Origin of the sequence: Nocardia amikacinitolerans NBRC 108937 (genome assembly GCF_001612615.1) — a bacterium.
Classification (GTDB): domain Bacteria; phylum Actinomycetota; class Actinomycetes; order Mycobacteriales; family Mycobacteriaceae; genus Nocardia; species Nocardia amikacinitolerans.
Genome location: NZ_BDAU01000030.1, coordinates 44046 through 70449, shown reverse-complemented (window position 1 = coordinate 70449; position 26404 = coordinate 44046). Strand labels below are relative to the sequence as shown.

Below are 26404 nucleotides of genomic sequence, written 5' to 3'. Positions count from 1 at the left end.
AAGATGTCGATATGACCAGTGCCGCGATAACGATCGCAGGGCTGCGGAAATCCTTCGGTGCGGCGACAGCGCTCGACGGTCTGGATTTGAGCGTGCGCACCGGTGAGATCCACGGATTCCTGGGCCCGAACGGTTCGGGCAAGACGACCGCGATCCGGATCCTGCTTGGCTTGCTGCGCGCGGATTCCGGGACGGTGCGCATGCTCGGCGGTGATCCGTGGTCGGACGCGGTCGCGCTGCACGCACGGCTGGCCTACGTGCCCGGCGAAGTGATCCTGTGGCCGGGGATCACCGGTGGTGAGGTCATCGACCTGATGGGGCGCTTGCGCGGCGGCATCGACCGGCGCCGATGTGACGAGCTGTTGGAAAGGTTCGACCTCGACCCCCGGCAGAAGGCGCGCGCGTACTCCAAGGGCAACCGGCAGAAGGTCGCGCTGATCGCGGCACTGGCTTCGGACGCGGAGCTGCTGCTGCTCGACGAGCCGACCGCAGGCCTCGACCCGCTCAAGGAGGCCGAATTCCGGCGCTGTATCACCGAAGCCAGGAACGAGGGCCGGACCGTGCTGCTGTCGAGCCACATCCTCGCCGAGGTGGAGGCGTTGTGCGATCGGGTGAGCATCATCCGGCGCGGACGCACCGTCGAAAGCGGCACACTGTCGGAGTTGCGGCATCTGACCCGCACCACGATCAGCGTCGAAACCGTCCGGCCCGCAAAGGATCTGCATGCGATGGCCGGAGTGCACGACCTCGTCGGTGACGGTACGCGGGTCAGGTTCGACGTCGACACCGCGCACCTGGACACCGTCATGCGCGTGCTCGCCGACCTCGGCGTGCGCAGCCTCACCAGCACACCGCCGACGCTGGAAGACATCTTCCTGCGCCACTACACGGACACCGCGGCACCGGCGGGGGAGGAGAGGCCGTGACCACCACCTCGATTCCGTCCGCACCGTTCGGCGAGACCATATCCGGGGCCGGGACTCTGCTGCGGTTCGCGCTGTGGCGCGAACGATTCTGGCTGCCGTGCTGGTTGCTCGGCGCAGGCGCGCTGCTGGTCTTCCAGTCTCTCGCCAGCCAGCGCTTCTACGACACACCCCAGAAGCTCGCCCAGCTCCGCGAGACGGTGAGCGCCAGCGCCGCCGCCGTCGCCATGGGCGGGCCGACCCGGCTGCTGGACACCATCGGCGGGGAGATCGTCTTCGAGATCTTCGCCTATCTCGCGATCGTGGTCGCGTTGCTGAACATGCTGCTTGTCGGCAGGCATACCCGTTCGGACGAGGAAACCGGTCGCGCGGAACTGCTCCGTTCGGCGCGGGTGGGACGCCGGGCACCCGCCGTTGCGGCGCTCGTGTTGGCGGGGCTCGCCGATGTCGCCGTGGCGCTGGTCGTGTTCGCCGCCGCGGTGGGTACCGGGCTGCCGGTGGGCAGTTCCGTGCTGCTCGGAATCGTCACGGCGGGAGTAGGTCTCACCTTCGCCGCCGTCACCGCCCTCGCCGCGCAGGTGTTCGAGAATCCCCGCAGTGTCTACGGGGCGGTCGGGCTCGCGCTGGCCGCCGCCTATGTGGCGCGCGCTGTCGGCGATGTGGGCAATGGTGCACTGTCCTGGGCTTCCCCCATCGGGTGGGGTCAGCGCAGCTATCCGTACACGGGTGACCGGTGGTGGACGGTGCTGCTGTTCGCCGTCGCGACCCTCGCACTGACCGCCGTGGCATTCGCGCTGCTCGATCGACGTGACTTCGGGGCGGGACTGCTTCGGTACCGAACGGGTCGGCCCACCGCGTCCTGGGCACTGCGCTCGCCGCTGGGCCTGGCGTGGCGATTGCAGCGCGGTTCCCTGGCGGGGTGGGTGGTGGGTGTGTTCGGGCTCGGCGCGGCGTACGGCTCGTTCGCCGACAGCATCGAGGACTATCTGACCGACAACCCCGAGATCGCCGCCTACCTTCCCGGTGGCGCGGCGCGTGCGGTGGATTCGTATCTGGCGCTGACGATTTCGGTAGTCGCCGTACTCAGCGCCGCGTTCGGTATCGCCAGTGTGCTGCGGTCGAGGGGCGAGGAGACCGCGGGCCGAGCCGAACCGATCCTGGCCGCGCCCGTCAGCCGCTACGCCTGGCTGGCCGGCCACCTCTCGGTGGCCCTCGTCGGCGGTGTGATCGTCTTGGGCGCAGGCGGTTTCGGCATGGGGCTGGCCTATGGGTTGACGGTCGCCGACGCGGGCCAGCTCCCGCGGGTCACCGGTGCGGCGCTGGCGTACCTGCCCGCGGTGTGGGCGGTCATCGCGGTCGCCGCGCTGGCGTGCGGCTGGGTCCCCCATGCCGCCGGTTCGGTGTCGTGGGCGGTGTTCGCCTACTGCGTGGTGGCCGTGCTCTTCACGACGGCCTTCGACTTTCCCGACTGGTTCGACGACGCTTCGCCTTTCACGCACATACCGCAAGTACCGCTGCAAACCCTCACCGCCGCACCACTACTGGTGCTCACGGCTACCGCCGCGGCTGTTCTCGCGGCGGGGTTCGCCGGATTCCGCCGCCGCGACGCCGGATACTGAGAGCCCGTCGGGTAGCCGCGCCGCGACGGTCAGCCCGGTGGCCAACAGGGCGGCGCCGAGGATCAACAGCGCGACACGCAGATCGAAGGCGTCGGTCAATGCGCCCGCGAGCGCGGGACCGGCCATCAGACCGGTGCCGTAGGCGAGGTTGAACAGGGTGTAGGCGCCGCCGAGTGCGGGCGGGTCGGTGTGCTGTCCCTGGAATCCGATCAACGTGGTGGCGGGCGCGGACAGGAACGCGACGGCCGCGCCGAGCAGGACCATCGCGACGATCACCAGCCACAGCCGGTCGCTGCGACCGAGCACCACCAAACCCGCGGTGGCGGTGAGGATTCCGATGCCGACGAGGACGCGTGCGTCGACCTTGCCGATCAACGCGCCGACGATCGGGTTGAGGACAGCGCCGACGACGACGGTGAGGCCGAACAGCAAGCCGATGCCGAGCGCGGAGGTGTCGAAGGCGCGGGAAAGATGCAGCGGCAGAACGGGTTCGATCGCGGCGATCATCGCCGCGCTCAGCAGCACGACCACCACGACAGGGCCGGTCCCGGGAACCCGTAGGACGGCGACCGGCCCGGTGGGGTCGTCGGTGGCGTGGTGGTCGACGCGGACGAACACCACGCGCGCGATGCCGTCGAGGACCGCGAGCGCGGCGGCGAGCAGGAACGGAACCACGGTGCCGAAGTGCTCGACAAGCAGCCCGCCGACCGGGGGCCCGAGCAAAATGCCGACGCTGATCATGCTCATCGCCGCGCCCATCGTCGGTCCGCGTTTGGTGAAGGGCACGGTCGCCGCGATCAACGACAGGCTCGCCACCCAGGCCATGCCCGCCGCGAAGCCCTGCAGGCTGCGGCCGACCAGCAGCAGCCAGAACGGCGCGCCGACCGCGAAAAGCACTGTGGCGGCGGCCAACCCGAACAAGCCGAGCAGCAGCGAGGTGCGCGGACCGCGGCGATCGACAAGGGCGCCTGCTACCGGCGTGGCCGCCAGCATCGCGGCCGCGTAGCTGGCGAACAGCAGCCCGGTCGCCGCGGGACCCGCGTCCACGGTCGCCGGGAGCAGCGGCAATACCGGGATCGCCAGGCCGTAGATGAACATGTCGGTGAACAGCGCCACGCATGCGACGACCACTGCCGCGGTCGATGATTTGGCGCTCGTAGGAGCGGACACGAACGTTGCCTTTCTGGAAATACGACCGAGACGGTCGCTGGATACCGGCGCGCGTGTGCGGCCGGTCGAGGAGATGCGCGCGGTCGGTTCAGGCCACCAGGCCGTGCACGCAGGCCAACGCCAGCGCGCGGGCGCCTTCGGCGTCGGCGGGCAGCAGTTCCGGCTGGGTCGCGGCGGTCATCGTCAGGCCGTGGACGAGCGTGATGATCACCAGCACGGCGACCTCGACGGTGACCCCCGGACGACAGCGCGTGTCGGTCAAGGCCGCGCGGATCCCGTCCTCCCACGCCGACATGGCGCGCTGCTTGGCGGTGATGCCCGGCTCGAGCGCCAGCGCTTGCGGGGCGACGATGGTGGACACGATCGCGAGCCTGCGGAACCGCTCATCGCCGGTCAGCGACCGCCCGTAACCCGACACGAACGCGACCAACCGCTCCGGCCCCGGTGTGCCGGGTTCGGCCAACGCCGCCAGCAGCGGGGCCACGGCATCGGTCCATCCCTCGTCCAGCGCTGCCGTCAGCAGTCCCAGCTTGTCGGGAAAGTGGTGATGCACTGCGCCGCGCGTAACCCCGGCTCGCGCACCGACACCGACGAATGTCGTTTTTTCCCAACCGATTTCAGCAAACGACGCCAAACCCGCCGCGAGGATGTTCGCCCGAGTCGCACGGGCCTCGTCAACCGACCGCTTCATGGGATACATGTAAGCATGTATGTAAAACTTGTCAAGTGGCGCTCGCAGGGTGCGCGCCGTCGGTGCGCGGTCCGGTGAGGTGTCACTGCGGGCGCAGTCGACGGTCGTGACGCTTCCGATGGCGCAAACCTGGAGCGATGCGATCGCCGATGCGTTCGCGGTGGTCCATCAGGGTCGGCTCAGGGTTGGCCTCCGCAGCGGGGGTGATCGATCGTCATCCGTTCGTCGGACGACCGGATGGCCGTCGAGGTCGTAGGGTCGCCCTGGCAGCATCGGCGCGAAAGGCTCAGGAAGACAAAGCGTTCGGCGGCCCACCGAGGTTGTGATCGCGAGCAGAGTGGAGACAGTCATGGTGAGGACCGGCAGTTGCGGGTGGCGGGCGGCGGCACTCGCGGTCGTCGCGGTCGTCTGTGCGGGATGTGTTTCGGCTGAGCGGGATTCGAACGCCGCGGGAGATCCTTCGCGCCTGTGGGGATATCTGCCGCTATCCGACGGCAATCGCATCAGATACTCGGTGTTGCTTCCCGCCGGGGACGGACCGCATCCGGTTCTTGTCGAATACGACGGCTACAGCGCGGGATCCGACCCCGACGTCGGACGCGGATGGTTGTCCGAGGGTTATGCGATCGTCGGCGTCAACGTGCCGGGAACGGGTTGCTCGACGGGAGAGAACCACATCTTCGACGAGGTGGTGGGCGCCGCCGGCGCCGCTGCGGTGGAATGGGCGGCCAGGCAGCCGTGGTCCAACGGCCGCGTCGGGATGATCGGCTACTCCTACTCCGGCTACAACCAGCTCTGGACAGCCGCGCAGCGTCCGCCGGGGCTTCGCGCGATCACCCCGAGCAAGAACGTCGCCGACCCGTATCGAGATGTCGGATACCCCGGCGGCATCCAGAACATCGGGTTCCCGGCCGAGTGGTGGAGTGAGTTTCCCGCTATCTGGCAGCACGCGGCTCAGCGGGCCGAGGAGCTGGACGGCGACACCGAATGCGCCGCGATCGTCGCGCAGAACACGACCAATGCGCAGCGGCCCGACATCGACCTCACCCGATGGCTCGCCGATCCGTTCTACGGTCCCAGCTACGCGGACAGGAGCGCGATGCTGCACACCAGCCGGATCGACGTGCCCGCGCTCGGCACGCAGTCGTGGCAGGACGAGCAGGTCGGGCCGCGGTCCGGGTATTACGAGGAGACGATGAACCCGGAGAAGATGTGGTTGATCAGCTCCAACGGTGATCATCACACCGATCTGACCTCGCCGGAGATCAATACCGTGATGAGGCGGTTCCTCGCCCACTTCGTCAAGGGCGAAGACAACGGATTCGAGCGGGAACCTCGTGTGCGGCTGCTGCAAGAAATGCAGGTCACCGACACCGGCGGCGAAATACCGCGCACCACACCGACTTCGATCGCCACGTTCGACCGTCTGCCGGTCGATGTGCGAGCGCTGCGGATGTGGCTGCAGCCGGACGGCCGACTCGGCGCCGAACAGCCAACCCTCGCAACGGCATCCGCGCGGTACCGCTATCCGTTCACAGCTTCCGCGGTGAACCAGCCCGGCACCGGGGGATGGAACCCGCCCTCGGCACCGGACGGCCAGCTGACCTTCACCACGGGTGCGCTGCCCGAAGACCTCAGCTTCTACGGGAGCGGATCGGCCGATCTGTGGCTCAGCTCGTCGGCGCCCGACACCGACGTCCAGGTGACCGTCTCGGAGGTGCGGCCCGACGGGCAAGAAATGTATGTGCAACGGGGATGGTTGCGTGCCTCCCAGCGGGCCCTCGACCAGACCCGCTCGACCGAGTCGCGGCCATGGGGTGAGTTCACCCGGGACGCGGCGAGGCCACTGGTGCCGGGAGAACCAACCCCGATGCGCATCGAAATCAACAAGTTCGCGCACGTGTTCCGCGCGGGCTCGAGCATCCGGATCACCATCGACACGCCCGCGCCGACCTGGTACTGGGTGTTCGGCAACCACACCACGCCTGCGACCAACACCGTCTGGTTCGACAGCGCCCGCCCATCGAGCGTCGTCCTCGGCTACACCCCCTACCCGCACGCCGACCAGCTGCCGTCGTGTGCGAGCACAGCGCAACAACCGTGCCGAACCAACGGCATCCCGGTGCCCGAAGGCCCGGGACCGAAGGCGCCGTCGTGAACGCTCGGTCGCATGCGGGACCCCGCCCAACCGCCTGATCGTGGTCCTGGAGACGCGCCCGAGAACGGGGGCATGTGGTGCATCGGGCGTTGGTGGCGGCTGCTTGCAGCACAATCTCGCGCATGGCCAACTCGATCACTCGCCGAGGGCTCATCGGTCACGCCGGGGCAGCGCTGGGCGCGGGATTGTTCGGCGCCGCAGGCCGCGCGGCAGCCGAACCGCGGCAGTCACTTCTTCTGCCCGAGGTCGGACAGACGTTCAGCCTGAGCCTCAACGCATTCGGTGCCCGGTTGATGGTCGACCTGCCCCAGCCCCTTCCGACACTGAACTTCATCGGCTCGCGAGTCGTGCAGGTAGTCGAACGAGACGCGGACTCTGTGGGTCTGCGGGTCCTCGCGTTCGCCGTCGAAGCCGCCCACCCGTTGTTCGGCAAGATCACCATGCGACTGCCCTACACCCACACCGACCCCGACAGCGTCCTGAAGCTGGTCGGCGCCGACCGACTCGTCGAAACCTGGTATCAGAGCATGTGGGTCAGCTTCGAAAAATGTGGCGACTGCCCGGGGCCGTTCGTCTTCCACACCCGCCAACCCGCGCAATGGACCGCCGAACTCACCGAGTTCCCACCCCCGGAGCAGGGCATGAACCCCGACGGCTCACCCACCGGTGGGTCCCTGTATCAGACGACTCGTCCGATCCGCCTCATCTCTCCTGAACAGATCGGGAAACCGGCTGAGTCCGGCGCAGGTCAGCAGGCCGACCCCGCCGGTAGCCGAGCCGAGACGAACCCCTCGTGTGGTACGTGCCCGCTCGGGGCGCCGCTACCCGGCACCGACGGCGATTACGCAGTCTTCGAACATCTCGACTTCAATCAGGGACGCCTGTCGGGATAGTCGACGCACGACCCGAGGGCAAACCACGACACCGCTCGATGAGGGGCCAGATGGCCGGTACCGAGCGGGGCGCTGCGGTCCGACGCACGGCCGTGTGCTCTATGTCCCTGCCGGTACGCCGGGCGAGGTGCGCGCCGCCCCGCCGGGGGTCGCGGTGTTTGCCGCCATTCGCGGCTGTCCGCCGCTGAACCACCCCCGGCACGGGAAGCGAGGGGTGCTCAGAACGCCGCTTCGTCGAGTTCCATGATCGAGGCGTCGATGTCGGACAGGACGGCCCAGTCGGCGCTCAGCTGTGGCAGCGTGGTTTTGGCGAAGAACGTCGCGACGGCGATCTTGCCTTCGTAGAAGGCTCGATCGGCGTCTGTTGCGCCGGAATCGAGTGCGATGTAAGCGATTTCGGCGGCGGCGAGGAGGCGCCATGCCACCAGCAGGTCGCCGACCGCGAGCAGCAAGCGCACCGAGCCAAGGCCGACCTTGTACAGTTCGGCGGGATTCTCCTGCGCGGCCACGAGGTGGCGGGTCATCCTGCCCACCATGTCCTGCACATCCTCCAAAGCGGTTGCGAGCAGGATCTTCTCGGCTTTGAGGCGGCCGTTGCCCGCGTCGGAGTCGGCGGTTTCCCTGATCTTTCCCGCGAGGTGGGCGAGTGCGACGCCGTGGTCGCGGGCGATCTTGCGGAAGAAGAAGTCCTGCGCCTGGATGGCGGTGGTGCCCTCGTAGAGCGAGTCGATCTTGGCGTCGCGGATGTACTGCTCGATCGGGTAGTCCTGGAGGAAGCCGGAGCCGCCGAAGGTCTGTAGTGATTCGGTCAGGTACTGGTAGGCACGCTCGGAGCCGACGCCCTTGACGACCGGCAGCAGCAGATCGTTGACGCGTGCGGCGAGTTCGGCGTCGGCACCCGAAACATGCTGGGCGACAACGGGATCCTGGTGTGCGGCAGTGTAGAGGTAGATCGCCCGCAGGCCTTCGGCGTAGGCCTTCTGCATCATCAGCGAGCGGCGTACGTCGGGGTGGTGGGTGATGGTGACCTTCGGGGCGGTCTTGTCGGCCATCTGGGTGAGGTCGCTGCCTTGGACTCGCGTCTTGGCGTAGGCGAGGGCGTTGAGGTATCCGGTCGACAGGGTCGCGATCGCTTTGGTGCCCACCATCATTCGGGCTTCCTCGATCACCCTGAACATCTGCGCGATGCCATTGTGCACGTCGCCGACCAGCCAGCCCTTGGCGGGGATGCCGTGGCCGCCGAAGGTCAACTCGCAGGTGGCAGAGGCCTTCAGGCCCATCTTGTGCTCGACATTGGTGACGAAAACGCCGTTGCGGTCCCCGATTTCGCCGGTCTCGGAGTCGAAGTGGTACTTCGGCACCAGGAACAGGCTCAGCCCCTTGGTGCCGGGTCCCGCGCCCTCCGGTCGCGCCAGCACTTGGTGGACGATGTTCTCGAACAGGTCGTCGGAGTCGGCGGAGGTGATGAAGCGCTTGACGCCCTCGATGTGCCAGGAGCCGTCCTCTTGCCGGATGGCTTTGGTGCGGCCCGCGCCGACGTCCGAACCGGCGTCGGGTTCGGTCAGCACCATGGTGGCGCCCCAGTTCCGCTCCACCGCGAGCGCGGCCCAGCGCCGCTGCTCCTCCGTGCCGATGGCATCGACGATGTCGGCCATGTTGGGTCCGGTCAGGTACATGTAGGCCGCAGGCTGCGCGCCGAGCACGAATTCGCTGATGGCCCAAGCCAACATCCGCGGCGCCGCGACGCCGCCGATCGCTTCCGACTTCCCGATGCGCCACCATTCCCCGTCGTACCAGGCGCGCACCGACCGCTTGAACGCTTCGGGCAGTCGCACCGAGTGGGTCTGCGCGTCGAAGACCGGCGGGTTGCGATCGGTGTCGGCGAAGGATTCCGCGACCGGTCCCTCGGCCAGCCGGGCGGCTTCGGCAAGCATCGTGCGCACGGTGTCGGCGTCCAAGTCGCCGAAGGACCCGCCGCGCAAGATCTCCTCGAGACCGAACACCTCGAAGAGGTTGAACTCGAGGTCTCTGACGTTGCTCTTGTAGTGCCCCACCGGCGCTGTCCTTTCGGAGAATGCGGCCTGACGGCCGAGTGCATCGCGGACGCACATGGCTGCGCCCCGCGGTGATTCTGGTGCTCGGGAATCCGGTACGCAACCGTAAGTTACTGACGACTAAGTCTGTCGACGCAATCTGTGGGTCGAGTTCCCGCAGTTCAACGGGCATTCGAAGGACAAGTTAATCGTCGATAAACTTTTACTGTGCCGTCGGCACGGCGGCTCGGGAGAGCGGGACGGAGAAGGCGATCCGGTCGCCGACGGCGGTCAGCGCGTCGAGCAGGTCGCCGCGGCGCACGGATCGCGGATTGCGGACCGCGTCGATGACCACGGTCGACATGGCCTGGATCAGCACCCGCGCCACCGGCAGCGACAACTCGGTGCGCGCCGATTGCAGCATTCGAGCCCAGCTCAGCACGCCCGCACGGTGCGTACGGCGATACCGGCTCGCCTGCGGCGCCGGCAGGTGGCCGACCTCGCTGACCGTGGTGCCGAGCAGATCCGGTTCGTCCAGTGCGAAGAGCACGTAGGACCGCAGCAGCAGCCGCATCGACTCCACGGCGTCACGCCCCTCGGCCAGTGCGCGTGCGGTGTAGAGCCGAATCCACTGGTCGTTGCGTTCGATGATCTCGTTCAGCAGATCGGATTTGCCTGCGAAATGGTGGTAGAGCGCGGGCCCGGTGACCCCCACCGCCGCGCCGATGTCCTCGATCCCGACCGCCGCGTATCCGCGGGTGTTGAACAGGCGGGCCGCGGCCGCGATCATTCGCTCCGGCCGCACGGTGCGTTCGAAATCCGCGGTTCCGCCGGGCTGCGGTGCGCGGTTCGCCGGTCGGGCGGGCGGTCCCTCCGTGGGCAGATCCGCGGTGATCAACGCCAGCACGGCTCCGTCGAGCACGTCGACGAACGTCGCGGCGGGCAGATCCACCTGGTGGTAGGAGGGGCTGACGGCCACCGACAGCACGCACCAGCTCAGCAGCTCGGCATCCGAGGCGGACAGGTCGGGGCGGTGTCCGCGGATGGCGCGACGCAGATACCCGGTCAATCGCACCACCCGCACCAGAACGGCCTGGCGATCCTCGGGGCTGACGCTGCGGAATTCCAGCTGCCACAGGCGCGGCAGCCCGCGCAGCTCCAGCGCGACCGCCACGAGTTCGGTCAGCACTCGGGTCCGCGGCTGCTCGCCGCGGGCGGCCTGGTCCAGCCGCGCGAGCGTGGTGTCGAGCCCAGTCAGCAGGCACTGCCCGAGCAGTTCCTGCTTGTTGCGGAAGTGCCGGTACAGCGCGGTCGCCGAAATTCCCTCCGCGGCGGCGATGTCGGCCATCGACGCGCCGTGATAGCCGGAGCGCGCGAAGGCCGCGCCCGCGGCGCGCAGAATGGACGCCCGGCGATCACGGGGGCGTCGGCGTTTCGGAGGTTCGATCTTCGCGCTGCTGGTCATCGCCTCTAGTGTCGCCCAGCATGCTGCCGCGTCGGCGAGATACCTCCGCCGCGCCGGTCACGAAGCCCGCTGCTCGCCCCCGGCTCGGCCGCCGCGGCGACCGAGCCGGGGGCGCTTCGGCGACCGAAGCGCAAACGCCCGGATGCCGCCGCCGTGACATGTGCGTCCGGATTCGGACATCGGTCGGGGCTCCGGACGACGCTCAGGCCGCGACGAGCCGTTCGGCAGTGTATCCGTGTGCGGCGGCGACGGATTCGGACAGCAGAACACCCTCGTGGGTGCTCAGTCCGGCGGCCAGGCCGGGATCCGCGGCGACGGCGTCGCGCCAGCCGTGTTCGGCCAAGGCGAGGACATAGGGGAGGGTGGCGTTGGTGAGCGCCACCGTCGAGGTGTTGGGCACCGCGCCGGGCATGTTCGCCACGCAGTAGAACACCGAATCGTGCACGCGGTAGGTGGGTTCGGCGTGCGTGGTCGGCCGGGAGTCGGCGAAGCAGCCGCCCTGGTCGATGGCGATGTCGACCAGCACCGAGCCCGGCTTCAGCTGCTCGACCAGATCGTGGGAGATGAGCTTCGGAGCTTTGGCGCCGGGCACCAGCACCGCGCCGATCACCAGGTCCGCCTCGCGCACGCAGTTCTCGACCTCATAGGTGTTGGACACCACGGTGCGCACCTGCCCGCGGTACTGCTCGTCCACCTCGCGCAGCCGGGCGACGTTCAGATCCAGCACGGTGACCTCCGCGCGCATTCCGACCGCGACGGCGAGGGCATTGCGCCCGGCGACGCCCGCGCCGAGGATCACGACCTTCGCGGGTCGCACGCCGGGCACGCCGCCCATGAGCACGCCGCGGCCGCCCTCGCTGCGCATCAGGTGGTAGGCGCCCGCCTGCGGGGCGAGCCGGCCCGCCACCTCGCTCATCGGGGCAAGCAGCGGCAGGCTCCCGTCGCGTCCGGTCACCGTCTCGTAGGCGAGCGAGGTGATGCCGGAATCGAGGAGGGCGTCGGTGCATTCCTTGGAGGCGGCCAAATGCAGGTAGGTGAACAGCAGCTGCCCGGCGCGCATGCGCGAATACTCCTCGGCCACCGGCTCTTTCACCTTCAGCACCAGATCCGCGACGCCCCAGACCTCGTCCGCGGTTGGCAGGACGTGCGCGCCGGCGTAGCTGTACGCGGTGTCGGGGAACGCCGATCCGGCGCCCGCATCCGCTTCGATGAACACTTCGTGTCCGCGAGAGACAAGCTCACCAACACCCGCGGGCGTGCACGCCACCCGGTATTCGTGATTCTTGACCTCGCGGGGGATCCCGATTTTCATCAGCACTCCTGATCGTCTCGTCACTGGTCGGGGTCAGAGCGGTTCCCTATCGGTGGGGTTCGCTTCGGTTTTCAAGTGTGAAGATTATGCGAGATAAGATCCATAAATATGAAGATGATTCTCGATGCAGCGGCGAATTCCGTGTATCACGCGAGTGAGAGGGCCATCACAGCAACCTGGCCGAATCATCTTCGACCGCTCCGGAGAGGCCCGCAGGACGCACGGCGCGCTTCGTCATCCGGAATCCCGCGACGACGGCCACCGCCCAGACAGCGCCGACCGCGACGGTGGTGCGCCCGCTGCCGGTGAACAGCAGCAGGATCACGACGAGAACGAGGAGCGGGAGCCGGTGACGGCCTCGGCTCGGTGCGGAGTGATCACCTTCGGCGAAAATCGCTGGCCGTCGCCCCTCGGGATGCGGGATCATCGATCACCTGCGTCCGTTCGATGCGAGACGAGGGGGATCATGAGTTCACGCGCGACGGCGGTCAGGCTGGTGCTGCGTTTCTACGGCCGGGAAATGGCCTCTCGCAAAACCACGGCGATTCCGGCGCTGCTGGGGCCGGCGCTCGGCAACGTCTGCAATCTGTACATCGCGCCGCTGATCGTCGCCACGATGGTCGGCCGGGTCGCGGTGACCGGGGATACGAGTTTCGAGGCTCTCGCTCCGTACGTCCTCGCCTTCGGCGGCGCCCTGCTGCTCGCGGAAGTGCTGTGGCGCATCGGGATTCACTGCTTGAACCGAGTCGACGCCTACGGTATCGAGCACCTGTACGTGTTCGCCATGGACGAGCTGCTGGCCAAGGACGCGGCGTTCTTCCACAACAACTTCGCCGGTTCGCTGACGAAACGTTCGCTCAGCTTCGCGAGCCGGTTCGAACAGTTCGTGGACACCCTCGCCTTCGAGATTCTGGCCGCACTGGTCCCGCTGGTGTTCGCCTCGGTGGTGTTGTGGCGCTACAACCCCGTGTTGGTCGTCGTGCTGATCGGGATGATCGTGGTGACCGCGCTGATCATCATGCCCTTGATTCAGCGCCGCCAGAAGCTGGTCGACGACCGCGAGGCCGCCGTCGCGCGGGTTTCCGGACATGTCGCCGACAGCCTGGCCAATATGCAGGTGGTGCGCGCCTTCGCCGCCGAACCGCAAGAGGCGGCCGAGCATCGGCGGCGGGTCGCCTCGTCGCGGCGAAAGACGTTGCGCTCCTGGGACTACGCGAACCTGCGGATCGATACGCTGGTGGCGCCGCTCGTGGTGCTCACCAACGTGATCGGCTTGTTGATCGCGTTGGGACTCAGTGGCGGGAACAAGGGGGTGGAGGCCATCGTGGTGGCATTCACCTACTACTTCAACGCCACCGGGATCATGTTCCGGTTCAACCAGATCTATCGGCGGCTGGAGACCGTGCTCACCGAGGCGGCGCAGTTCACCGAACTGCTGCTTGACGAACCGAAGGTGCTCGACACAGAACACCCGGAACCATTGCGGCCCAAGGGCTTCGACGTGCGGTTCGAGCGAGTGAACTTCACGCACGCTGGTGCGCGGCAGCTGTTCCACGACTTGGATCTGCACGTGCCGAGCGGCGCCAAAGTGGGCCTGGTCGGACGATCCGGCGGCGGCAAGACCACCATCACCCAACTGCTGCTGCGGTTGATGGACATCCAATCCGGAACGATCCGCATCGGCGGGCAGGACATCGCGCGGCTGCGGCAGGCGGACCTGCGCAGTCTGATCGCCTACGTCCCCCAGGATCCGGCCATGTTCCACCGGACCCTGCGCGAGAACATCCGGTTCGCGCGCCCGGACGCCACGGACCGGGAGATCCTGCGGGCCGCCGAGGCCGCCCACGTCACCGAGTTCGCGGACGCGCTGCCGCAGGGTATGGAGACGCTGATCGGCGAACGCGGCGTGAAACTGTCCGGCGGCCAGCGTCAGCGGGTCGCGCTGGCTCGGGCCATCCTGCGGGACGCGCCCATCCTGCTCCTGGACGAGGCCACCAGCGCCCTCGACTCGGAAAGCGAAGTGCTTGTGCAACAAGCGCTCTGGGACTTGATGGAAGGGCGCACGGCGCTGGTCGTCGCGCACCGGCTGAGCACCGTGGCCGGAATGGACCGGCTGGTGGTGCTCGATCACGGGCGAATCGTCGAAGAGGGGACCCACAAGGAGTTGCTCTCTTCGGAAGGGACCTACGCGCAGCTGTGGCGGCATCAGTCGGGTGGATTCCTCGGCGAGGACGTGGTCGCTCGTTGATCTCGCGCGGCGGCTCGACCCCTGGTGGCACCGGCGCACCCGCGCGTACCCTTGAGATCTAGGTATGCCACCGGTTTGCCGGGAGGTGGAGATGCTGTGCACCACCGAGCCGTTCCTGGGGGAACGGGCCCCGTGCGGGAAACTGAGAGGCGGGACTCGTCACCGCGAGGACGACGAAGAGGGCCTCGTCATCGACAATCTGCACTACGACTGCGGCTGCCGCCGGATCCGGCGCGAATTCCACGACGGCAGCGTTCGGATCCGAGTCATCCGCCATGACGGCAAGGTCCTGGCGGACGAGCACAGCGGAGACCACGAGGCCTGACCGACGACGCCAGGGTGGTGCCACCATGACCGCTTTTCACGACGTTGTGATCGTTGGCGGGGGCGGCGCCGGCCTGCGCGCGGCCATCGCGATCGCGCAGCACAACCCGCAGCTGAGCATCGCGATCGTCTCCAAGGTCTATCCGATGCGCAGCCACACCGTCTCGGCCGAGGGCGGCGCCGCCGGGGTGGCCGGTAGCGGCGACAGCCTGGACGAGCACGCCTACGACACGGTCTCCGGCAGCGATTGGCTCTGTGACCAGGACGCCGTCGAGGCCTTCGTCGAGGAAGCGCCGCGGGAGCTGCTCCAGCTGGAACATTGGGGCTGCCCGTGGAGTCGCAAGCCGGACGGGCACATCGCGGTGCGGGCGTTCGGCGGCATGAAGAACAACCGCACCTGGTTCGCGGCCGACAAGACCGGCTTCCACATGCTGCACACCCTGTTCCAGACGGCGCTGTCGTATCGGGACATCGTCCGGTACGACGAGTGGTTCGCCACGACGTTGCTCGTCGACGAAGACAAGGTGGGCGGCATCGTGGCCATCGAACTGGCCACCGGGCGCGTCGACACCATCCTCGCGAGCTCGGTCATCGTGTGCACCGGTGGTTGCGGCCGGGTGTACCCGTTCACCACCAACGCCAATATCAACACCGGCGACGGCATGGCGCTGGCGTACCGGGCGGGCGCGCCGCTCAAGGACATGGAGTTCGTCCAGTACCACCCGACCGGCCTCCCGTTCACGGGCATCTTGATCACCGAGGCCGCCCGCGCCGAGGGCGGCTGGTTGCTCAACAAGGACGGATACCGCTACCTGCAGGATTACGACCTCGGCACACCCGCCCCGACACCGGTCATGCGCAGCATGGAACTCGGGCCGCGCGACCGGCTCTCGCAGGCCTTCGTGCACGAACTCGACAAGGGCCGGACCATCGACACACCGTACGGCCACGTCGTTCACCTCGACCTGCGTCACCTCGGTGCGGATCTCATCGACACGAAACTGCCGTTCGTGCGCGAGCTGTGCTCGAAGTACCAGAACATCGACCCGGTCCGGGAGCTGATCCCGGTACGTCCCGTCGTCCACTACATGATGGGCGGCATCCACACCGATATCCATGGGGCGACACCCGTGCGAGGTCTGTACGCCGTCGGCGAGACCGCCTGCGTCAGCATCAACGGCGCCAACCGGCTCGGGTCGAACTCCCTGCCCGAGTTGCTGGTCTTCGGCGCGCGCGCAGGCCGTGCCGCCGCCGAATACGCGAGCTCGGCCACCGACGGCCGGTCCTCGGCGGTCCTCGCGCTCAGCCGCGACGAACAGGATCGGCTGGAACGCGAGCTCATGCGCCACGCCGAGGGATCCGAACGCATCGCGGACATCCGCACCGAGATGCACAAGACGATGGAGACCGGCGCCGGGATCTACCGCGACGGCGACTCGCTCGCGAAGGCGGCCGACACGCTGCGCGAGCTCCGCGACCGATTCGGCAACGTCGGCCTGGACGACCACAGCCGGGCGTTCAACACCGAACTGGTGGCGGTGCTCGAGCTGTCGTGCATGCTCGATGTCGCGGAATGCATCATCGCTTGCGCGCACGCGCGGGAGGAATCCCGGGGCGCGCACCAACGGACCGATTTCCCCGCACGGAACGACCAGCGATATCTGGCCCATTCGATGATCCATCGGGAGCCGGACGGCTCGGGCCGCGTCTCGTACCTCCCGGTCACGATTACGCGCTGGCCGCCCGGCGAACGTGTTTACGGGAGGTGATGGCGATGGTGGACCGGATCACCCTGCAGGTCGCGCGCTATCGACCGGATCGAGAGAACGAACCGGTGCCGCAGTCGTACGAGGTCCCGTTGCGCAAGGAATGGACCGTGCTCGACGGCCTCAACTACATCAAGGACTATCTCGACGGAACGGTGTCCTACCGGTGGTCGTGCCGGATGGGCATCTGCGGTAGCTGCGGCATGACCGTCAACGGCGATCCGCAACTCAGCTGCGCCACCTTCCTGACCGATTACGCGCCGGGGCCGATACGGGTCGAGCCATTGCGCAACTTCCCGGTGATCCGGGATCTCGTCGTCGAGATCAGCGACTTCATGAACAAGCTGACCGCGGTCGAGCCGTGGCTGATCAGGTCGGAACAGCGGCCCGTCGAAGACGGCGAATACCTGCAGACACCACAGGAAATGGACGAGTACCAGAAGTACAGCATGTGTATCAACTGCATGCTCTGCTACTCGGCCTGCCCCGTCTACGCGCTCGACCCCGGGTTCCTCGGTCCCGCGGCGATCGCGCTTGCCCAGCGCTACAACCTCGACTCGCGCGACGAGGGCGCCGAGGATCGGCGGGACGTGCTCGCCTCCGCCGACGGAGTCTGGTCCTGCACCTTCGTCGGCGAGTGCACCACCGCCTGCCCCAAGGGCGTCGACCCGGCCGGTGCGATCCAACGCTACAAACTGACCGCGGCCACGCAATCGCTGCGCGATCTCCTCATGCCTTGGCGGGCACGATGACCACGGCACCACGGTTGTATCGCAAGCCGGTCTCCCTGATCTGGTGGGCGCAACGCCGCTCGTACCTGCTCTTCGTCCTGCGCGAACTCAGCAGCGTCTTCGTCGCCTGGTTCGTGGTGTACCTCCTGCTTCTGATCCGCGCGGTGAGTTCCGGAAACGACGAGTACCAACGGTTTCTGAACTGGAGCGCAAGCCCGTGGGTGGTCGCGCTGAACACGATCGCCCTGTTGTTCGTGCTTCTGCACGCGATCACCTGGTTCGACCTCGCGCCCAAGGCGATGGTGGTGCGGGTGCGGGGACGGCGCGTCGCACCGGTCGTCGTCCTCGGGCTGCATTACCTGCTGTGGGCGGTGCTGACGGCTCTCGTGTTGTGGGTGGTGCTGCGATGACGAACAGGAAATCTCCGGAACCGTTTGCGTGGCTGCTGTTCAGCGTCGGCGGGATGGCCGCGGCGCTGCTGATACCGGTGCTGCTGTTGCTGTTCGGACTCGCCTTTCCGCTGGGCTGGCTGACCGCGCCGGACCACGGCGATCTGCTCTCGGTGTTGCGTCATCCGATCACCCGGCTGGTCCTCTTCGGGCTCTGCGCGCTGGCTCTGTTCCATTGGGCGCACCGCTTCCGGTACACGCTCTACGACGGCTTGCGGCTGAAGCGGTTCAGCACGTTGATCACCGTGGTCTGCTACGGCGCCGCCATCGTCGGCTCGGGAATCGCCGCCTACCTCCTGCTGCGTGTCTAGCGCGCCGCCCAGATCGCTGGTAGTCGACGATTCCGGTCAGTGCGCGTGGATCGCAGGCCGGTGCTCGCGCCAGGGAAACTCTCGTTCGAGGTCGGCGGCGAGGGTCAGCAGGGTGGCCTCGTCGCCGTAGGGTGCGACGAATTGCACACCGATCGGCCAGCCTTCGGCCGAGCGAGCAAGGGGCAGCGAGATCGCCGGATTACCAGTGGCATTGAACAGCGCGGTGAAGGGCGCGAAGGCGAAGATCTTGCGGTACCACTCGTGCGCGGTCAAGGCCGGGTCGTCGGCGTCGAGGTGACCCAGCGGCAGATTCGGGCTGGCAGTGGTCGGGGTGAGGTAGAGGTCGTAGTCGGTGAGGAACCGGGCGACCTCCCGGCGCGCGATATTGAAGGTTTCCTCGACGGCGTAGACGTCGCCCGCCGTCAGGGTGGCGCCGTAGGCGACGCACACGCGAGTGGTGGCCTCCAGATGGTCGGCTCCGGGAGCGATGCCAAGCGCTTTCGCGACAGTGTCGACGGTGTGGGCGAGGAAGCTGCACCAGGCGTCGAGATTGGCCTTGTGGAAGGCCTCGGCGTCTATGCGGGGAGCGGCTTCCTCGACGTGATGGCCCCTCGAAGCCAACTGTTCGGCGACGCGGTGGACCGCGTCGGCACAGGCGCGGTCGGCCTGGTCGGCTGTGAAAGCGATGCGCAGTGTGCGTGCCGGTCGCGAGATCAGGGTGCGGTAGCTCGCCTGCTCGGCGGGAAACAGGTACTTGTCGCCGGGTTCGCTGCCGTGCACGGCGTCGAGCAACGTCGCACAGTCGCGGACGGTGCGGGTGAGGGCGAACTCCGCGCCCATGCCGAGCAGCGGATCGGCGTAGTCGGGTCCTGCGGAGACGCGGCCACGGCTCGGTTTGAGCCCGACCAGCCCGCACGCCGCGGCCGGGATGCGGATGGAGCCGCCGCCGTCGTTGGCATGGGCCATGGGCAGCGCTCCTGCGGCGACCAATGCCGCGGCGCCGCCGCTGGATCCGCCCGCGCTTCGGGTCGGATCCCAGGGGTTGCGCGTCGGTGCGCCATAGGCGACGGCTTCGGTGGTGGCGTTGAAGCCGAGCTCGGGGGAGGTGGTCACCGCCATCGTCGCCAGACCTGCTCGCCGGAAGCGGGTCATCAACGCCGTGTCGTCGGCGTGCACCACCCCGGGGCCGAACAACCGGCTGCCGTTGCGCTGCGGCACGCCTGCCGCGTGAATGATCAGATCCTTGATCGCGAAGGGCACCCCCGCGAACGGGCCGGACGCGTCGTAGTCCAGTGGTCGCTCGAACACCTCGCCCACGACCGCGCCGAGTTCCGGGTCGACGTGCGCGATCGCGGCGGCGGCCGCGCTGTGCACCTCGGCCGCGGCGACCTGGCCCTGGCGAATCAGCTCGGCGAGCTCTGTGGCGTCCCGCCCTGCGTAATCGGCGACATCCATCGGACACCTCCCGGTTCGTTGTGCTGGTGCGGGAGAACCTAGGACGGCGCAGGTGACGCGGCATCCGTCGATCGACGGACGCGGCTGGACGACGAATGTGCGTCCGTCGTCAGCGACCCGCGGATCGGGCTGTAGTGACCTGGGTCATACTGACCGAGTGGTTGCCGCATCCGATCCAGATCTGGACCCCGCTGTCGCGGTCCGAGTGCGCGACGCGATCAGGGCGGCCACACCGGACCGGTCGGGACTGGGACGGGTGCTGTTCGAGCTGTCGCGGATCGTCGCCTATCAGCACGCCGCGTTGTCGCGGTGGGACTCGGTCGCCGGGGTGCACGTCACCGCGGCCAGCGTCGGCTATCCGCAGGCCGCGCTCGAGGTCACCAACACCTGCCTGCACACCCATCCCCTGTTCACCCGGCTCCAGCACGATCATGTGCCGATGCGGCTGCGCGAGGTACCGGCCGAGGTGCGGTCCGGTCCGATCTTCGATCGGGTCATCGTTCCGCTCGGCTATCGGGAGGGCCTGACCCAACCCCTGTTCGCCGTCGACGGCCGCTATCTCGGCATGCTGAACATGAGCACCACCTCGAACACACCGTTCCCCACGGTGTCCGTGACCGCGCTCGCGCTGCTGGCCGACGTGGTCGGTGCCGCTATCGATCCTTGTCGCGGCGTCGCGGCGTCGGTCGACCGAGAGGAATCGGTGGTGATCGTCACCGCGAGCGGAACCGTGCACCCGATCATGGTGCGGGCGACGGCGCGCCCGTTCGTATCCGGCAGCGCCGGTGTCGAACTCGCGCGGGCGGTCGCCGCGTCCGGGCGACTCGGTGACCACTTGTTACTCGACGGCGATGTCGTATACCGAGCACGCATGCGGCCGGTGCGCTCCGGCGGAACCCTGGTCGCCTACCGACGCGTCGATCCGCCCCACGGCCTCACCCCTCGTGAGCTGGACGTGCTCGCGCTGCTCCCACAAGGCAGCTCCAACGCCCGCATCGCCGCCTGTCTGCGGGTCGAACCGTCCACCATCGCCACCCACATCGAGCGCATACTGCGAAAACTCCGCGTCCCGAATCGAACCGTCGCCGCCGCCACCGCCGTGCGCTGGGGACTGACCGTGAACTCCCGTCCAGCCGAAGCTACCGACGGCGTCCGGGCCTGGCCGACGATGTAGCGCGCTCGTTTCGATTCCGGAGCCGGGGCTTCCCGCGGCCGGATGGGGTGGCGATGCAACGATCGACATCTCAGGCCGGGGCCGGAGCCGCGCCGCTGACCGCGTGGGCGTCGACGCTTGTTGTAGGCGTCGAAGGCCAGGTAGGCGCGGTAGTACACGAACATCTGCAGGCCCCAGGTGGACAGCGCGAAGATGTAGAAGATCGTGACGCCTTCGCCTGGCTCCACGAGTCGGCGACCGGCCTCGAGATCGATCCCGGCACGATCGCCGTCGGCGGCGACTCCGCGGCGGAAACCTCGCGGCCGCACTGTGTCTCGTGCAGCGGGACGGCGGCGGGCCGATGCCCGTAGCGCAGGTCCTCGCCTATCCTTGGAGATGAACGTGGACAACATCCTTCGACCGGTCGCAGGGAGATGGGTCGGTGGTCACTGACCAGCTCAGCGGAGGCGGGCGGCGATGATGGTAGCGACGTCGATGGTTTTCGCGCAGACGTCCCAGTCCACGCCGGTGGAGATTCCCGAGACGGCGACGCCCAGGTAGAAGGATCCGCCGGAAGGCACGGACGCGTACAGCGAGCAGCTGCCGTTGCGTCCGTCGGGCCGCAGGGTCGGTGTCAGCGCGGCTCGGCGGCCCGCGATGGTGATGGTCCGTTCGAGCGGATCGCGAACTCTGCGCTGGTCGAGATCGCTGAGATCGCTTGTCGCCGGGGCGAATCGGAGGGTGAAGCCGCCGGACTGCCCGGTCTGGATGGACGACCAGGAGCAGCTCGGCAGCTCCCTCGGCGGCGTGGCCTGCTTGCCGCTCGGCTCGAGCACGAAGCGGGCGATCTCGTCAGGGCCGAGCACGCTGCACGGATGGTAGGTGAGATCGGTCAGGGTCCACGGCGGCGGCGCGACCGGCGACGTGGTGGGAGCGCTCGCCGACGGGCTCGGATTACCGCTGGTGTCGCATGCGGCCGCCGTCGTGGCGACTACGGCGGCACCGACCACGCCGAGAATCCACCGGCGGCCACACACAGAACTCGGCATCACGAACTCCTCCCTGACACCGATCACACCAGATCCGCGGGCGCGCTGCCATTCTCACTCCCGCCGACTGTTGCCGGGCAGGGACCATCCGGTCAGGCGGAGGTGGCGACCTTCCACAAGTAGCCGTCGGGGTCGCTGAAGTACCCCGAATACCCGCCCCACTCCGCGGCGCTCGCCTCCTGGACGACGGCGCCGCCCGCCGCCACCGCCGCGCGCATGACCTCGTCCACCGCGTCGCGGGAGTCGGTGATGAAGTGGAACGAGGAACCGCGGAATCCGGAGCCCTCCGGGGAGACGCCGGCGTCCTGGGCCGCCGCATCCCATTCGTAGAGGGTGAGCGACGAGGATCCCTCGCCCAGACTGCACTGGACGAAGCCGGGGTAGTCCTGGGTGACCGCGCAGCCCAAGCCTTCGCTGTAGAAGCGCTTGGCGCGATCCACGTCCTCGACGCCAAGCATGATGGTGCTCACCTTCAGCTCGATGTTCATGGAGGTCACCCTAGGCGGGATCGCGGTGCGAATTGCCGAGGCGTGCGGTAGTTTTCGGCGAATGTCGAAGATCGCTCTCGTCACCGGCGCCGCGTCGGTGCGTTCGACGGCGGAACGAATCGCCGCGCGGCACGGCGGCATCGATATCGTCATCTCCAATGCGGCGCGCATTTCCCCCGATCTCGACACGCCGCCGATCGGTGGGGGACGGGTCGTTGTAGCGGTTTGGCGGATATCTGCGCTGCGGCCGGTCTTTCGAGTCAGGTCCGCTTCATGCTGCCGACACTCAGTGAGCCGGTCGCGGCGGTCCGGAGCTTTTTCTCCGCCGCGCGGACGTAGCCGACGGGATCCTTGTCGACGGGCTGGACGCCGGCATAGTTTCGCGCCTCGTAGGCGGCGAAGGCGACGGCCAGCTGATGGCGGCGCGACAGCCCGGCCAGGCGACGGAAGTCGGTGAGGCCCTCGCGTTCTTCCTCGGCCATGTGATCGCTGTTGGCCAGATTGGCCGCCGCGACAGCCGCGTACCAGTCATCGGTGCCGACTCGATGACGCGCCACTTCGGCGATCGCGTCCCTGATCTCGTTGTGATCGTGGATGGCGTCGAGCGTCTCGTCCTCCACCCCGCTCGCGCGCCGGGCCGCGATACCCGCCTGGAGCAGCGCGGGGTAGAAGATCTCCTCCTCCGCCTGCGCGTGCAGTTCGAGAAAGGCCGCCAGTCTGCCCCAGATCGCGGAGAGCACCCCGGTCTCCGTGCGATCGATCTGCTCCACAATCGCGAACAGACGCCGCTGCTCACGGTGGTCGTCGAGGATCAGCTCGGTAATGTCCACAATTCCTCCCTGATGCCGAATTCAGGTCAGTACTGGACGCCAGGGCAGACCGCCTTTCGAGGCAGCTGGCATGTCCCTTCGGGGTCGACAATAACTCACCGGCACCGCCGACGACTTGGGGCCGATCCCAGAACCACCCACAAGTGCCGCCTGTGCGCGATGGCGCTGCCGGGGAGGTGCTAGAGGGCGTATTCGAAGACCTCCAGCGAGGACGCTCGGTTGTCCCAGCCCGGTGGCATCACGAGGGTGTCCCCGTAGAGGTCGATGGTGGCCCCTTGGTATTCGGGGAGTTCCCAGAGTCGTACCGCGAGACCCGCGGGGATGAGCAGTACCGACAGTGCGGACACGCCGAGGGTGGTCGTCGACAGGTCGGGATACTTTCCGACCTTCAGCTGGAGAACCGGGCGGGACCACTGGTAATCGAGTGCCACCACATAATCGATCCGGGGCGCGCCGTCCTCGGCGTGGTAGACGATGAGCGAGGAGATCCTGTCGTTCCACTCCATCGGGACCGCGGGAGTGTCGGAGGTGAAATCGATGAACGCGCCCTGGAACCACGCGTGTTCGTAGCCGCGCATCACCACCCCCTCGGGAACCCTCACGGCGCTGATCTGGTCGTTGCCGATCATGATCTGGCTCTTCGCATCGTCGTATGAGCCGATCTCGAGTTTCTGGGATCGACCGGGGATACCCTGCCAGTCCGCCGCGTAATCGGCGTGGGTGAAGATCTCGACCTTATCCGTCGAATGCTGGGTACGAACCGGCTTGGGAGTGGGAAGTGGGTCGGGGACAACGGTTTTCGGATATTGCTGCTGGGTTTCCTCGGCGAAGACCTCGGGGAAGCACGCGGATGCTGGGCTGTTCATGGCTCGGCTCGCGCATGATCTGATGAGGGCCATGTCGGACTGGACGTTCTCGACGGCGGCACGGATCTGCCCGATGTCCGCACTATTGGAGAAGTCGAACCGGCTGGGATTGTCGACGATGTACTGGAAGGTGTTGAGCTGGTCGATCAGCTTGCTACGGCGTTGCGCGCAGAAGATGATGACGTCTTGGGCGTGCTCGATGTCGACCTGGTTCGGCGGGTTCGGGCCGTCGGCGATGGACAGTGGCGCGAGGGTCACCGAATACGGCACCGCCACCTCGTTCGGTCGCTCGGCGAAGCTCTTCAGGAATTCGTTGACGTTGCGCAGAAGTTCCATCGGATTCTCGACTTCCGCGATGTGCAGATCGACCGGACCGCCTTCGTGGTACATGTCGATGGTCAGTTCGCTACGGTACTTTCGCTGAACCGCAGCGAATTTCGACTTGGCCTCCGCGGAGAACAAGCCGTAGGAGCCGGACAGTTCCGCTGAGATCGATTGGCTGAGTTCCGATGATCCGGTGTCGATACGCAGGTAGCCGGCGAACAGGCCGCCCCGGCTGATACCGCGAACGAACATGTTCCCGTAGCGTTCGCCGAACAGGGAAGGGTTGTCGGCGTGCGAGGCCGCGGTCGGTGTCAGGGCAGGCGCGTCGATCTGCTCGAAACCGAGTTTGACGCTGGCGGTGATCAACATCGTCAGGGAGGACGACTGCACTTTCGCGCTCTGGGCGAATGCGAACCGCCCCGAGACACCCGCCCCGAATGCGGCGCATCCATAATTCGCTTCGGCGGAGATGGCAAGCGACTCCTCCATCTCGCCGGTGGTGTTGACGCGCTTGACGTGAAACCGAACTGTCGCGCCCGGCGCGGGCCCGACCGGAGTCGCCTGCCCCGCCACCGCCTGATTCTTCGGTCCGCCGGAAGCGAGATTCACGCCGATTCCGAAGTCGTACCCTTCGAGATAAGGCACTTTCACCTGGTCGGGAAGTCCCACGGCATTCTCCTGTTCACCGGTTACCGCGCAGCCCAGACGAGTCCGCACGTGTTGTCGGTCAGACTGCAGCGAGCCACCAGCGCTTCGGAGTGCTCATGTGCGACAGCCTCTTTCAGCGCGGCGCCGAAGTCGTTGTACGCCGACCCCGCCCAATACCCTTCGGGAGTCGTGCCGATGGCCGGAATCGGATGATCCTCTCTGGCGCAGGTGGCGATGTAGACGACATTGGAATCGGCTTCCTGACCCGTATACAGCTCCTCGAAGTCGTCGTCGAGGGGCCGCAATGGAGTGTCGCCGGGTATTCCGAGCACCGTGATGACGACACCGGCCAGTCCGAATGCCGCGCGACGAAACAGGTGCGCGAGCCCTTCGGCGACCCCCTCGACGAACAGGTGGTGGAGCCATTCGTGGTCGTCCTGTTCCTGGAGTTCCGACCAGTGCGTCCAGGATGTCGCTGCGGGGCCGTCGGGTGGACGCCCCCAGTCGTCCTTACCCGCGTCGACCCCCTCTAAGTAGACCTCGAGGAGGTCCGGTGCGTAGGGCGGCGGATTGTCGTCCGCGGCGGGGTTGGTGAATCCCCAAAGGTAGCCCATTTCGAAGGCGGCCCCCTTGTGCGGGTCGTCTGCGTAGGGATTGTGTGTGGTCATTGGTCAACCCATCCGCGTTTTCGGCTGTGCCGTACTCGAATATTTCTGTGTTCCAACGGTTTACGATGGCCGTGTTCGGCCTACGTCCTCCGCTGCGATGGCCGACGATTCAGCCTATGGGCCGGATACCGCGATCGGAACGAGTAGCCGACTACTCGACTTCCGACAAACCGCCGGGCATGGGATCTCCTCCTCACGCGAGCACATACGGTTGTCACCATGTCGGTGTCTTCCGAGGACGTCTATCGTCGAGCGGGGCGCGTGATCGCGCAGGGACGGCGGCTCGAGGTGAATCTGTTGACCGAGGAGCTGCACGTCTCGCGTGCCACGTTGTTTCGTAAGGCGGGCAACCGCGAGCGGATCATGAGCGAAGCCATCTGGTGGTTGGCGAGTCACAGCTTGGCTGCCGCGGGCGCTCGCTGGCGGCGCGCCTACGGTCACGCGGTGCGCGACGGCACCGGAACTTTGCGTTGCGTGCGGATCCTGGCCGATCACGGTGCGGCCATCGCCGCGGATGCCGGGATTCGTCGACTGCTCGACGAGGAGCCGAAGCTGGGGATGCGGGTACTGACAGATCCGTTCGGCGCCGTACAGCCGCGGATGATCGCGGCCGTACGGCAGTTGATCGAGAACGATGTGGCGGATGCCGCGTTGGCGCCCTTGGTCGATGTCGACAATCTGTCGTATGCCGTTGTGCGACTGGGAGAATCGCTCTTGTACGCGGACCTGATCGCGGCCCGGCGGCCCGATGTCGACAATGCGAACACGTTGGTCGGTGCGTTGATCGCGGGTGTCCTGCGGCCGAAGTGAGCTGCTCACACCATGGTGGC

24 protein-coding genes and 1 pseudogene are annotated in these 26404 nt (G+C 67.4%); 13 read left to right on the top strand and 12 right to left on the bottom strand.

What is annotated here, in order from left to right:
• The first annotated feature begins 11 nt into the window (after nt 1-11).
• Nucleotides 12-926: an ABC transporter ATP-binding protein gene (locus tag NAM01S_RS21785; RefSeq protein ID WP_067788061.1), complete on the top strand. Its 915-nt coding sequence runs from the start codon at nt 12-14 to the stop codon at nt 924-926.
• Nucleotides 923-2542 (top strand): ABC transporter permease, encoded by a 1620-nt coding sequence (locus NAM01S_RS21780; protein WP_084483160.1) that lies wholly within the window; start codon nt 923-925, stop codon nt 2540-2542. Before NAM01S_RS21785 ends, NAM01S_RS21780 begins: the two co-directional genes overlap by 4 nt.
• Here the strand turns inward: NAM01S_RS21780 and NAM01S_RS21775 are convergent.
• Nucleotides 2462-3712: an MFS transporter gene (locus NAM01S_RS21775; protein WP_218018430.1), complete on the bottom strand. Its 1251-nt coding sequence runs from the start codon at nt 3710-3712 to the stop codon at nt 2462-2464. The genes NAM01S_RS21780 and NAM01S_RS21775 overlap by 81 nt on opposite strands.
• A gap of 88 nt (nt 3713-3800) precedes the next feature.
• On the bottom strand, nt 3801-4403 hold the full coding sequence (locus NAM01S_RS21770) for a TetR/AcrR family transcriptional regulator (protein WP_067788289.1): 603 nt from the start codon (nt 4401-4403) through the stop codon (nt 3801-3803).
• A gap of 349 nt (nt 4404-4752) precedes the next feature.
• On the opposite strand from NAM01S_RS21770, the gene NAM01S_RS21765 reads away from it, so the two are divergent.
• Complete coding sequence (locus NAM01S_RS21765; RefSeq protein WP_067788057.1) at nt 4753-6561, top strand: CocE/NonD family hydrolase; 1809 nt, start codon at nt 4753-4755, stop codon at nt 6559-6561.
• 122 nt (nt 6562-6683) lie between these two features.
• Complete coding sequence (locus NAM01S_RS21760) at nt 6684-7454, top strand: hypothetical protein (protein ID WP_157107841.1); 771 nt, start codon at nt 6684-6686, stop codon at nt 7452-7454.
• A gap of 218 nt (nt 7455-7672) precedes the next feature.
• Here NAM01S_RS21760 and NAM01S_RS21755 read toward each other — a convergent pair whose 3' ends face one another.
• From NAM01S_RS21755 to NAM01S_RS35780, 4 genes are all read right to left on the bottom strand, one after another.
• Complete coding sequence (locus NAM01S_RS21755; protein ID WP_067788055.1) at nt 7673-9508, bottom strand: acyl-CoA dehydrogenase; 1836 nt, start codon at nt 9506-9508, stop codon at nt 7673-7675.
• A gap of 202 nt (nt 9509-9710) precedes the next feature.
• Nucleotides 9711-10952, bottom strand: coding sequence for a TetR/AcrR family transcriptional regulator (locus tag NAM01S_RS21750; protein ID WP_067788053.1), 1242 nt, complete (start codon nt 10950-10952; stop codon nt 9711-9713).
• Between the two features lie 202 nt (nt 10953-11154).
• Entirely contained in the window at nt 11155-12264 is a 1110-nt protein-coding gene (gene ald / locus NAM01S_RS21745) for an alanine dehydrogenase (RefSeq protein ID WP_067788288.1), read from the bottom strand.
• 166 nt (nt 12265-12430) lie between these two features.
• A complete protein-coding gene (locus tag NAM01S_RS35780) occupies nt 12431-12691 on the bottom strand; it encodes a hypothetical protein (protein WP_067788051.1) in 261 nt (86 codons plus the stop codon).
• 39 nt (nt 12692-12730) lie between these two features.
• Between NAM01S_RS35780 and NAM01S_RS21735 the strand changes: the two genes are divergently transcribed.
• From NAM01S_RS21735 to frdD, 6 genes are all read left to right on the top strand, one after another.
• A complete protein-coding gene (locus NAM01S_RS21735; protein WP_157107839.1) occupies nt 12731-14512 on the top strand; it encodes an ABC transporter ATP-binding protein in 1782 nt (593 codons plus the stop codon).
• A 91-nt stretch (nt 14513-14603) separates the two neighbouring features.
• Entirely contained in the window at nt 14604-14837 is a 234-nt protein-coding gene (locus NAM01S_RS21730) for a fumarate reductase (protein WP_067788284.1), read from the top strand.
• 25 nt (nt 14838-14862) lie between these two features.
• Entirely contained in the window at nt 14863-16605 is a 1743-nt protein-coding gene (frdA, locus tag NAM01S_RS21725; RefSeq protein WP_067788049.1) for a fumarate reductase (quinol) flavoprotein subunit, read from the top strand.
• Nucleotides 16606-16610: 5 nt separating this feature from the next.
• Nucleotides 16611-17354, top strand: a complete 744-nt coding sequence (locus NAM01S_RS21720) for a succinate dehydrogenase/fumarate reductase iron-sulfur subunit (protein WP_067788282.1) — start codon at nt 16611-16613, stop codon at nt 17352-17354.
• Nucleotides 17351-17743: a succinate dehydrogenase/fumarate reductase transmembrane subunit gene (locus NAM01S_RS21715; RefSeq protein WP_067788047.1), complete on the top strand. Its 393-nt coding sequence runs from the start codon at nt 17351-17353 to the stop codon at nt 17741-17743. Before NAM01S_RS21720 ends, NAM01S_RS21715 begins: the two co-directional genes overlap by 4 nt.
• Nucleotides 17740-18093 carry a fumarate reductase subunit FrdD gene (frdD, locus tag NAM01S_RS21710; RefSeq protein WP_067788045.1) on the top strand — a complete coding sequence of 118 codons (354 nt, stop codon included), beginning with the start codon at nt 17740-17742 and terminating at the stop codon, nt 18091-18093. The genes NAM01S_RS21715 and frdD overlap by 4 nt, the downstream gene beginning before the upstream one ends.
• A gap of 36 nt (nt 18094-18129) precedes the next feature.
• Here the strand turns inward: frdD and NAM01S_RS21705 are convergent, their stop codons facing one another.
• Nucleotides 18130-19548, bottom strand: coding sequence for an amidase (locus NAM01S_RS21705; RefSeq protein ID WP_067788043.1), 1419 nt, complete (start codon nt 19546-19548; stop codon nt 18130-18132).
• Between the two features lie 157 nt (nt 19549-19705).
• Between NAM01S_RS21705 and NAM01S_RS21700 the strand changes: the two genes are divergently transcribed.
• The gene (locus tag NAM01S_RS21700) at nt 19706-20722 is read left to right on the top strand and encodes a helix-turn-helix transcriptional regulator (RefSeq protein WP_157107838.1); all 1017 of its coding nucleotides are present in this window, start codon (nt 19706-19708) and stop codon (nt 20720-20722) included.
• A gap of 269 nt (nt 20723-20991) precedes the next feature.
• Nucleotides 20992-21092, top strand: a pseudogene (locus NAM01S_RS37385) (alpha/beta hydrolase fold domain-containing protein); the annotation flags it as partial.
• Nucleotides 21093-21159: 67 nt separating this feature from the next.
• On the opposite strand, the gene NAM01S_RS21690 reads toward NAM01S_RS37385, so the two are convergent.
• The 5 genes from NAM01S_RS21690 to NAM01S_RS21670 form a co-directional block, all read right to left on the bottom strand.
• Entirely contained in the window at nt 21160-21750 is a 591-nt protein-coding gene (locus NAM01S_RS21690; RefSeq protein ID WP_084483158.1) for a DUF3558 family protein, read from the bottom strand.
• A gap of 92 nt (nt 21751-21842) precedes the next feature.
• On the bottom strand, nt 21843-22238 hold the full coding sequence (locus NAM01S_RS21685; protein WP_084483181.1) for a VOC family protein: 396 nt from the start codon (nt 22236-22238) through the stop codon (nt 21843-21845).
• 260 nt (nt 22239-22498) lie between these two features.
• Nucleotides 22499-23068 carry a hemerythrin domain-containing protein gene (locus NAM01S_RS21680; protein ID WP_067788035.1) on the bottom strand — a complete coding sequence of 190 codons (570 nt, stop codon included), beginning with the start codon at nt 23066-23068 and terminating at the stop codon, nt 22499-22501.
• Nucleotides 23069-23247: 179 nt separating this feature from the next.
• Nucleotides 23248-24927: a beta/gamma crystallin family protein gene (locus NAM01S_RS21675; RefSeq protein ID WP_067788033.1), complete on the bottom strand. Its 1680-nt coding sequence runs from the start codon at nt 24925-24927 to the stop codon at nt 23248-23250.
• Between the two features lie 20 nt (nt 24928-24947).
• Nucleotides 24948-25574: a hypothetical protein gene (locus NAM01S_RS21670; protein WP_067788031.1), complete on the bottom strand. Its 627-nt coding sequence runs from the start codon at nt 25572-25574 to the stop codon at nt 24948-24950.
• 219 nt (nt 25575-25793) lie between these two features.
• On the opposite strand from NAM01S_RS21670, the gene NAM01S_RS21665 reads away from it, so the two are divergent.
• Nucleotides 25794-26384, top strand: a complete 591-nt coding sequence (locus tag NAM01S_RS21665) for a QsdR family transcriptional regulator (RefSeq protein WP_067788029.1) — start codon at nt 25794-25796, stop codon at nt 26382-26384.
• The last annotated feature ends 20 nt before the right edge of the window (nt 26385-26404 follow it).

What these genes read in the sequence shown, in the direction of transcription:
- NAM01S_RS21730 (WP_067788284.1), top strand. Translation starts at nt 14,604, where the DNA reads ATGCTGTGCACCACCGAGCCGTTCCTGGGGGAACGGGCCCCGTGCGGG.
- NAM01S_RS21770 (WP_067788289.1), bottom strand. Translation starts at nt 4,403, where the DNA reads ATGAAGCGGTCGGTTGACGAGGCCCGTGCGACTCGGGCGAACATCCTC.
- NAM01S_RS21785 (WP_067788061.1), top strand. Translation starts at nt 12, where the DNA reads ATGACCAGTGCCGCGATAACGATCGCAGGGCTGCGGAAATCCTTCGGT.
- NAM01S_RS21665 (WP_067788029.1), top strand. Translation starts at nt 25,794, where the DNA reads ATGTCGGTGTCTTCCGAGGACGTCTATCGTCGAGCGGGGCGCGTGATC.
- NAM01S_RS21705 (WP_067788043.1), bottom strand. Translation starts at nt 19,548, where the DNA reads ATGGATGTCGCCGATTACGCAGGGCGGGACGCCACAGAGCTCGCCGAG.
- NAM01S_RS21690 (WP_084483158.1), bottom strand. Translation starts at nt 21,750, where the DNA reads ATGCCGAGTTCTGTGTGTGGCCGCCGGTGGATTCTCGGCGTGGTCGGT.
- NAM01S_RS35780 (WP_067788051.1), bottom strand. Translation starts at nt 12,691, where the DNA reads ATGATCCCGCATCCCGAGGGGCGACGGCCAGCGATTTTCGCCGAAGGT.
- ald (WP_067788288.1), bottom strand. Translation starts at nt 12,264, where the DNA reads ATGAAAATCGGGATCCCCCGCGAGGTCAAGAATCACGAATACCGGGTG.
- NAM01S_RS21760 (WP_157107841.1), top strand. Translation starts at nt 6,684, where the DNA reads ATGGCCAACTCGATCACTCGCCGAGGGCTCATCGGTCACGCCGGGGCA.
- NAM01S_RS21715 (WP_067788047.1), top strand. Translation starts at nt 17,351, where the DNA reads ATGACCACGGCACCACGGTTGTATCGCAAGCCGGTCTCCCTGATCTGG.
- frdD (WP_067788045.1), top strand. Translation starts at nt 17,740, where the DNA reads ATGACGAACAGGAAATCTCCGGAACCGTTTGCGTGGCTGCTGTTCAGC.
- frdA (WP_067788049.1), top strand. Translation starts at nt 14,863, where the DNA reads ATGACCGCTTTTCACGACGTTGTGATCGTTGGCGGGGGCGGCGCCGGC.
- NAM01S_RS21765 (WP_067788057.1), top strand. Translation starts at nt 4,753, where the DNA reads ATGGTGAGGACCGGCAGTTGCGGGTGGCGGGCGGCGGCACTCGCGGTC.
- NAM01S_RS21735 (WP_157107839.1), top strand. Translation starts at nt 12,731, where the DNA reads ATGAGTTCACGCGCGACGGCGGTCAGGCTGGTGCTGCGTTTCTACGGC.
- NAM01S_RS21670 (WP_067788031.1), bottom strand. Translation starts at nt 25,574, where the DNA reads ATGACCACACACAATCCCTACGCAGACGACCCGCACAAGGGGGCCGCC.
- NAM01S_RS21720 (WP_067788282.1), top strand. Translation starts at nt 16,611, where the DNA reads ATGGTGGACCGGATCACCCTGCAGGTCGCGCGCTATCGACCGGATCGA.
- NAM01S_RS21685 (WP_084483181.1), bottom strand. Translation starts at nt 22,238, where the DNA reads ATGAACATCGAGCTGAAGGTGAGCACCATCATGCTTGGCGTCGAGGAC.
- NAM01S_RS21750 (WP_067788053.1), bottom strand. Translation starts at nt 10,952, where the DNA reads ATGACCAGCAGCGCGAAGATCGAACCTCCGAAACGCCGACGCCCCCGT.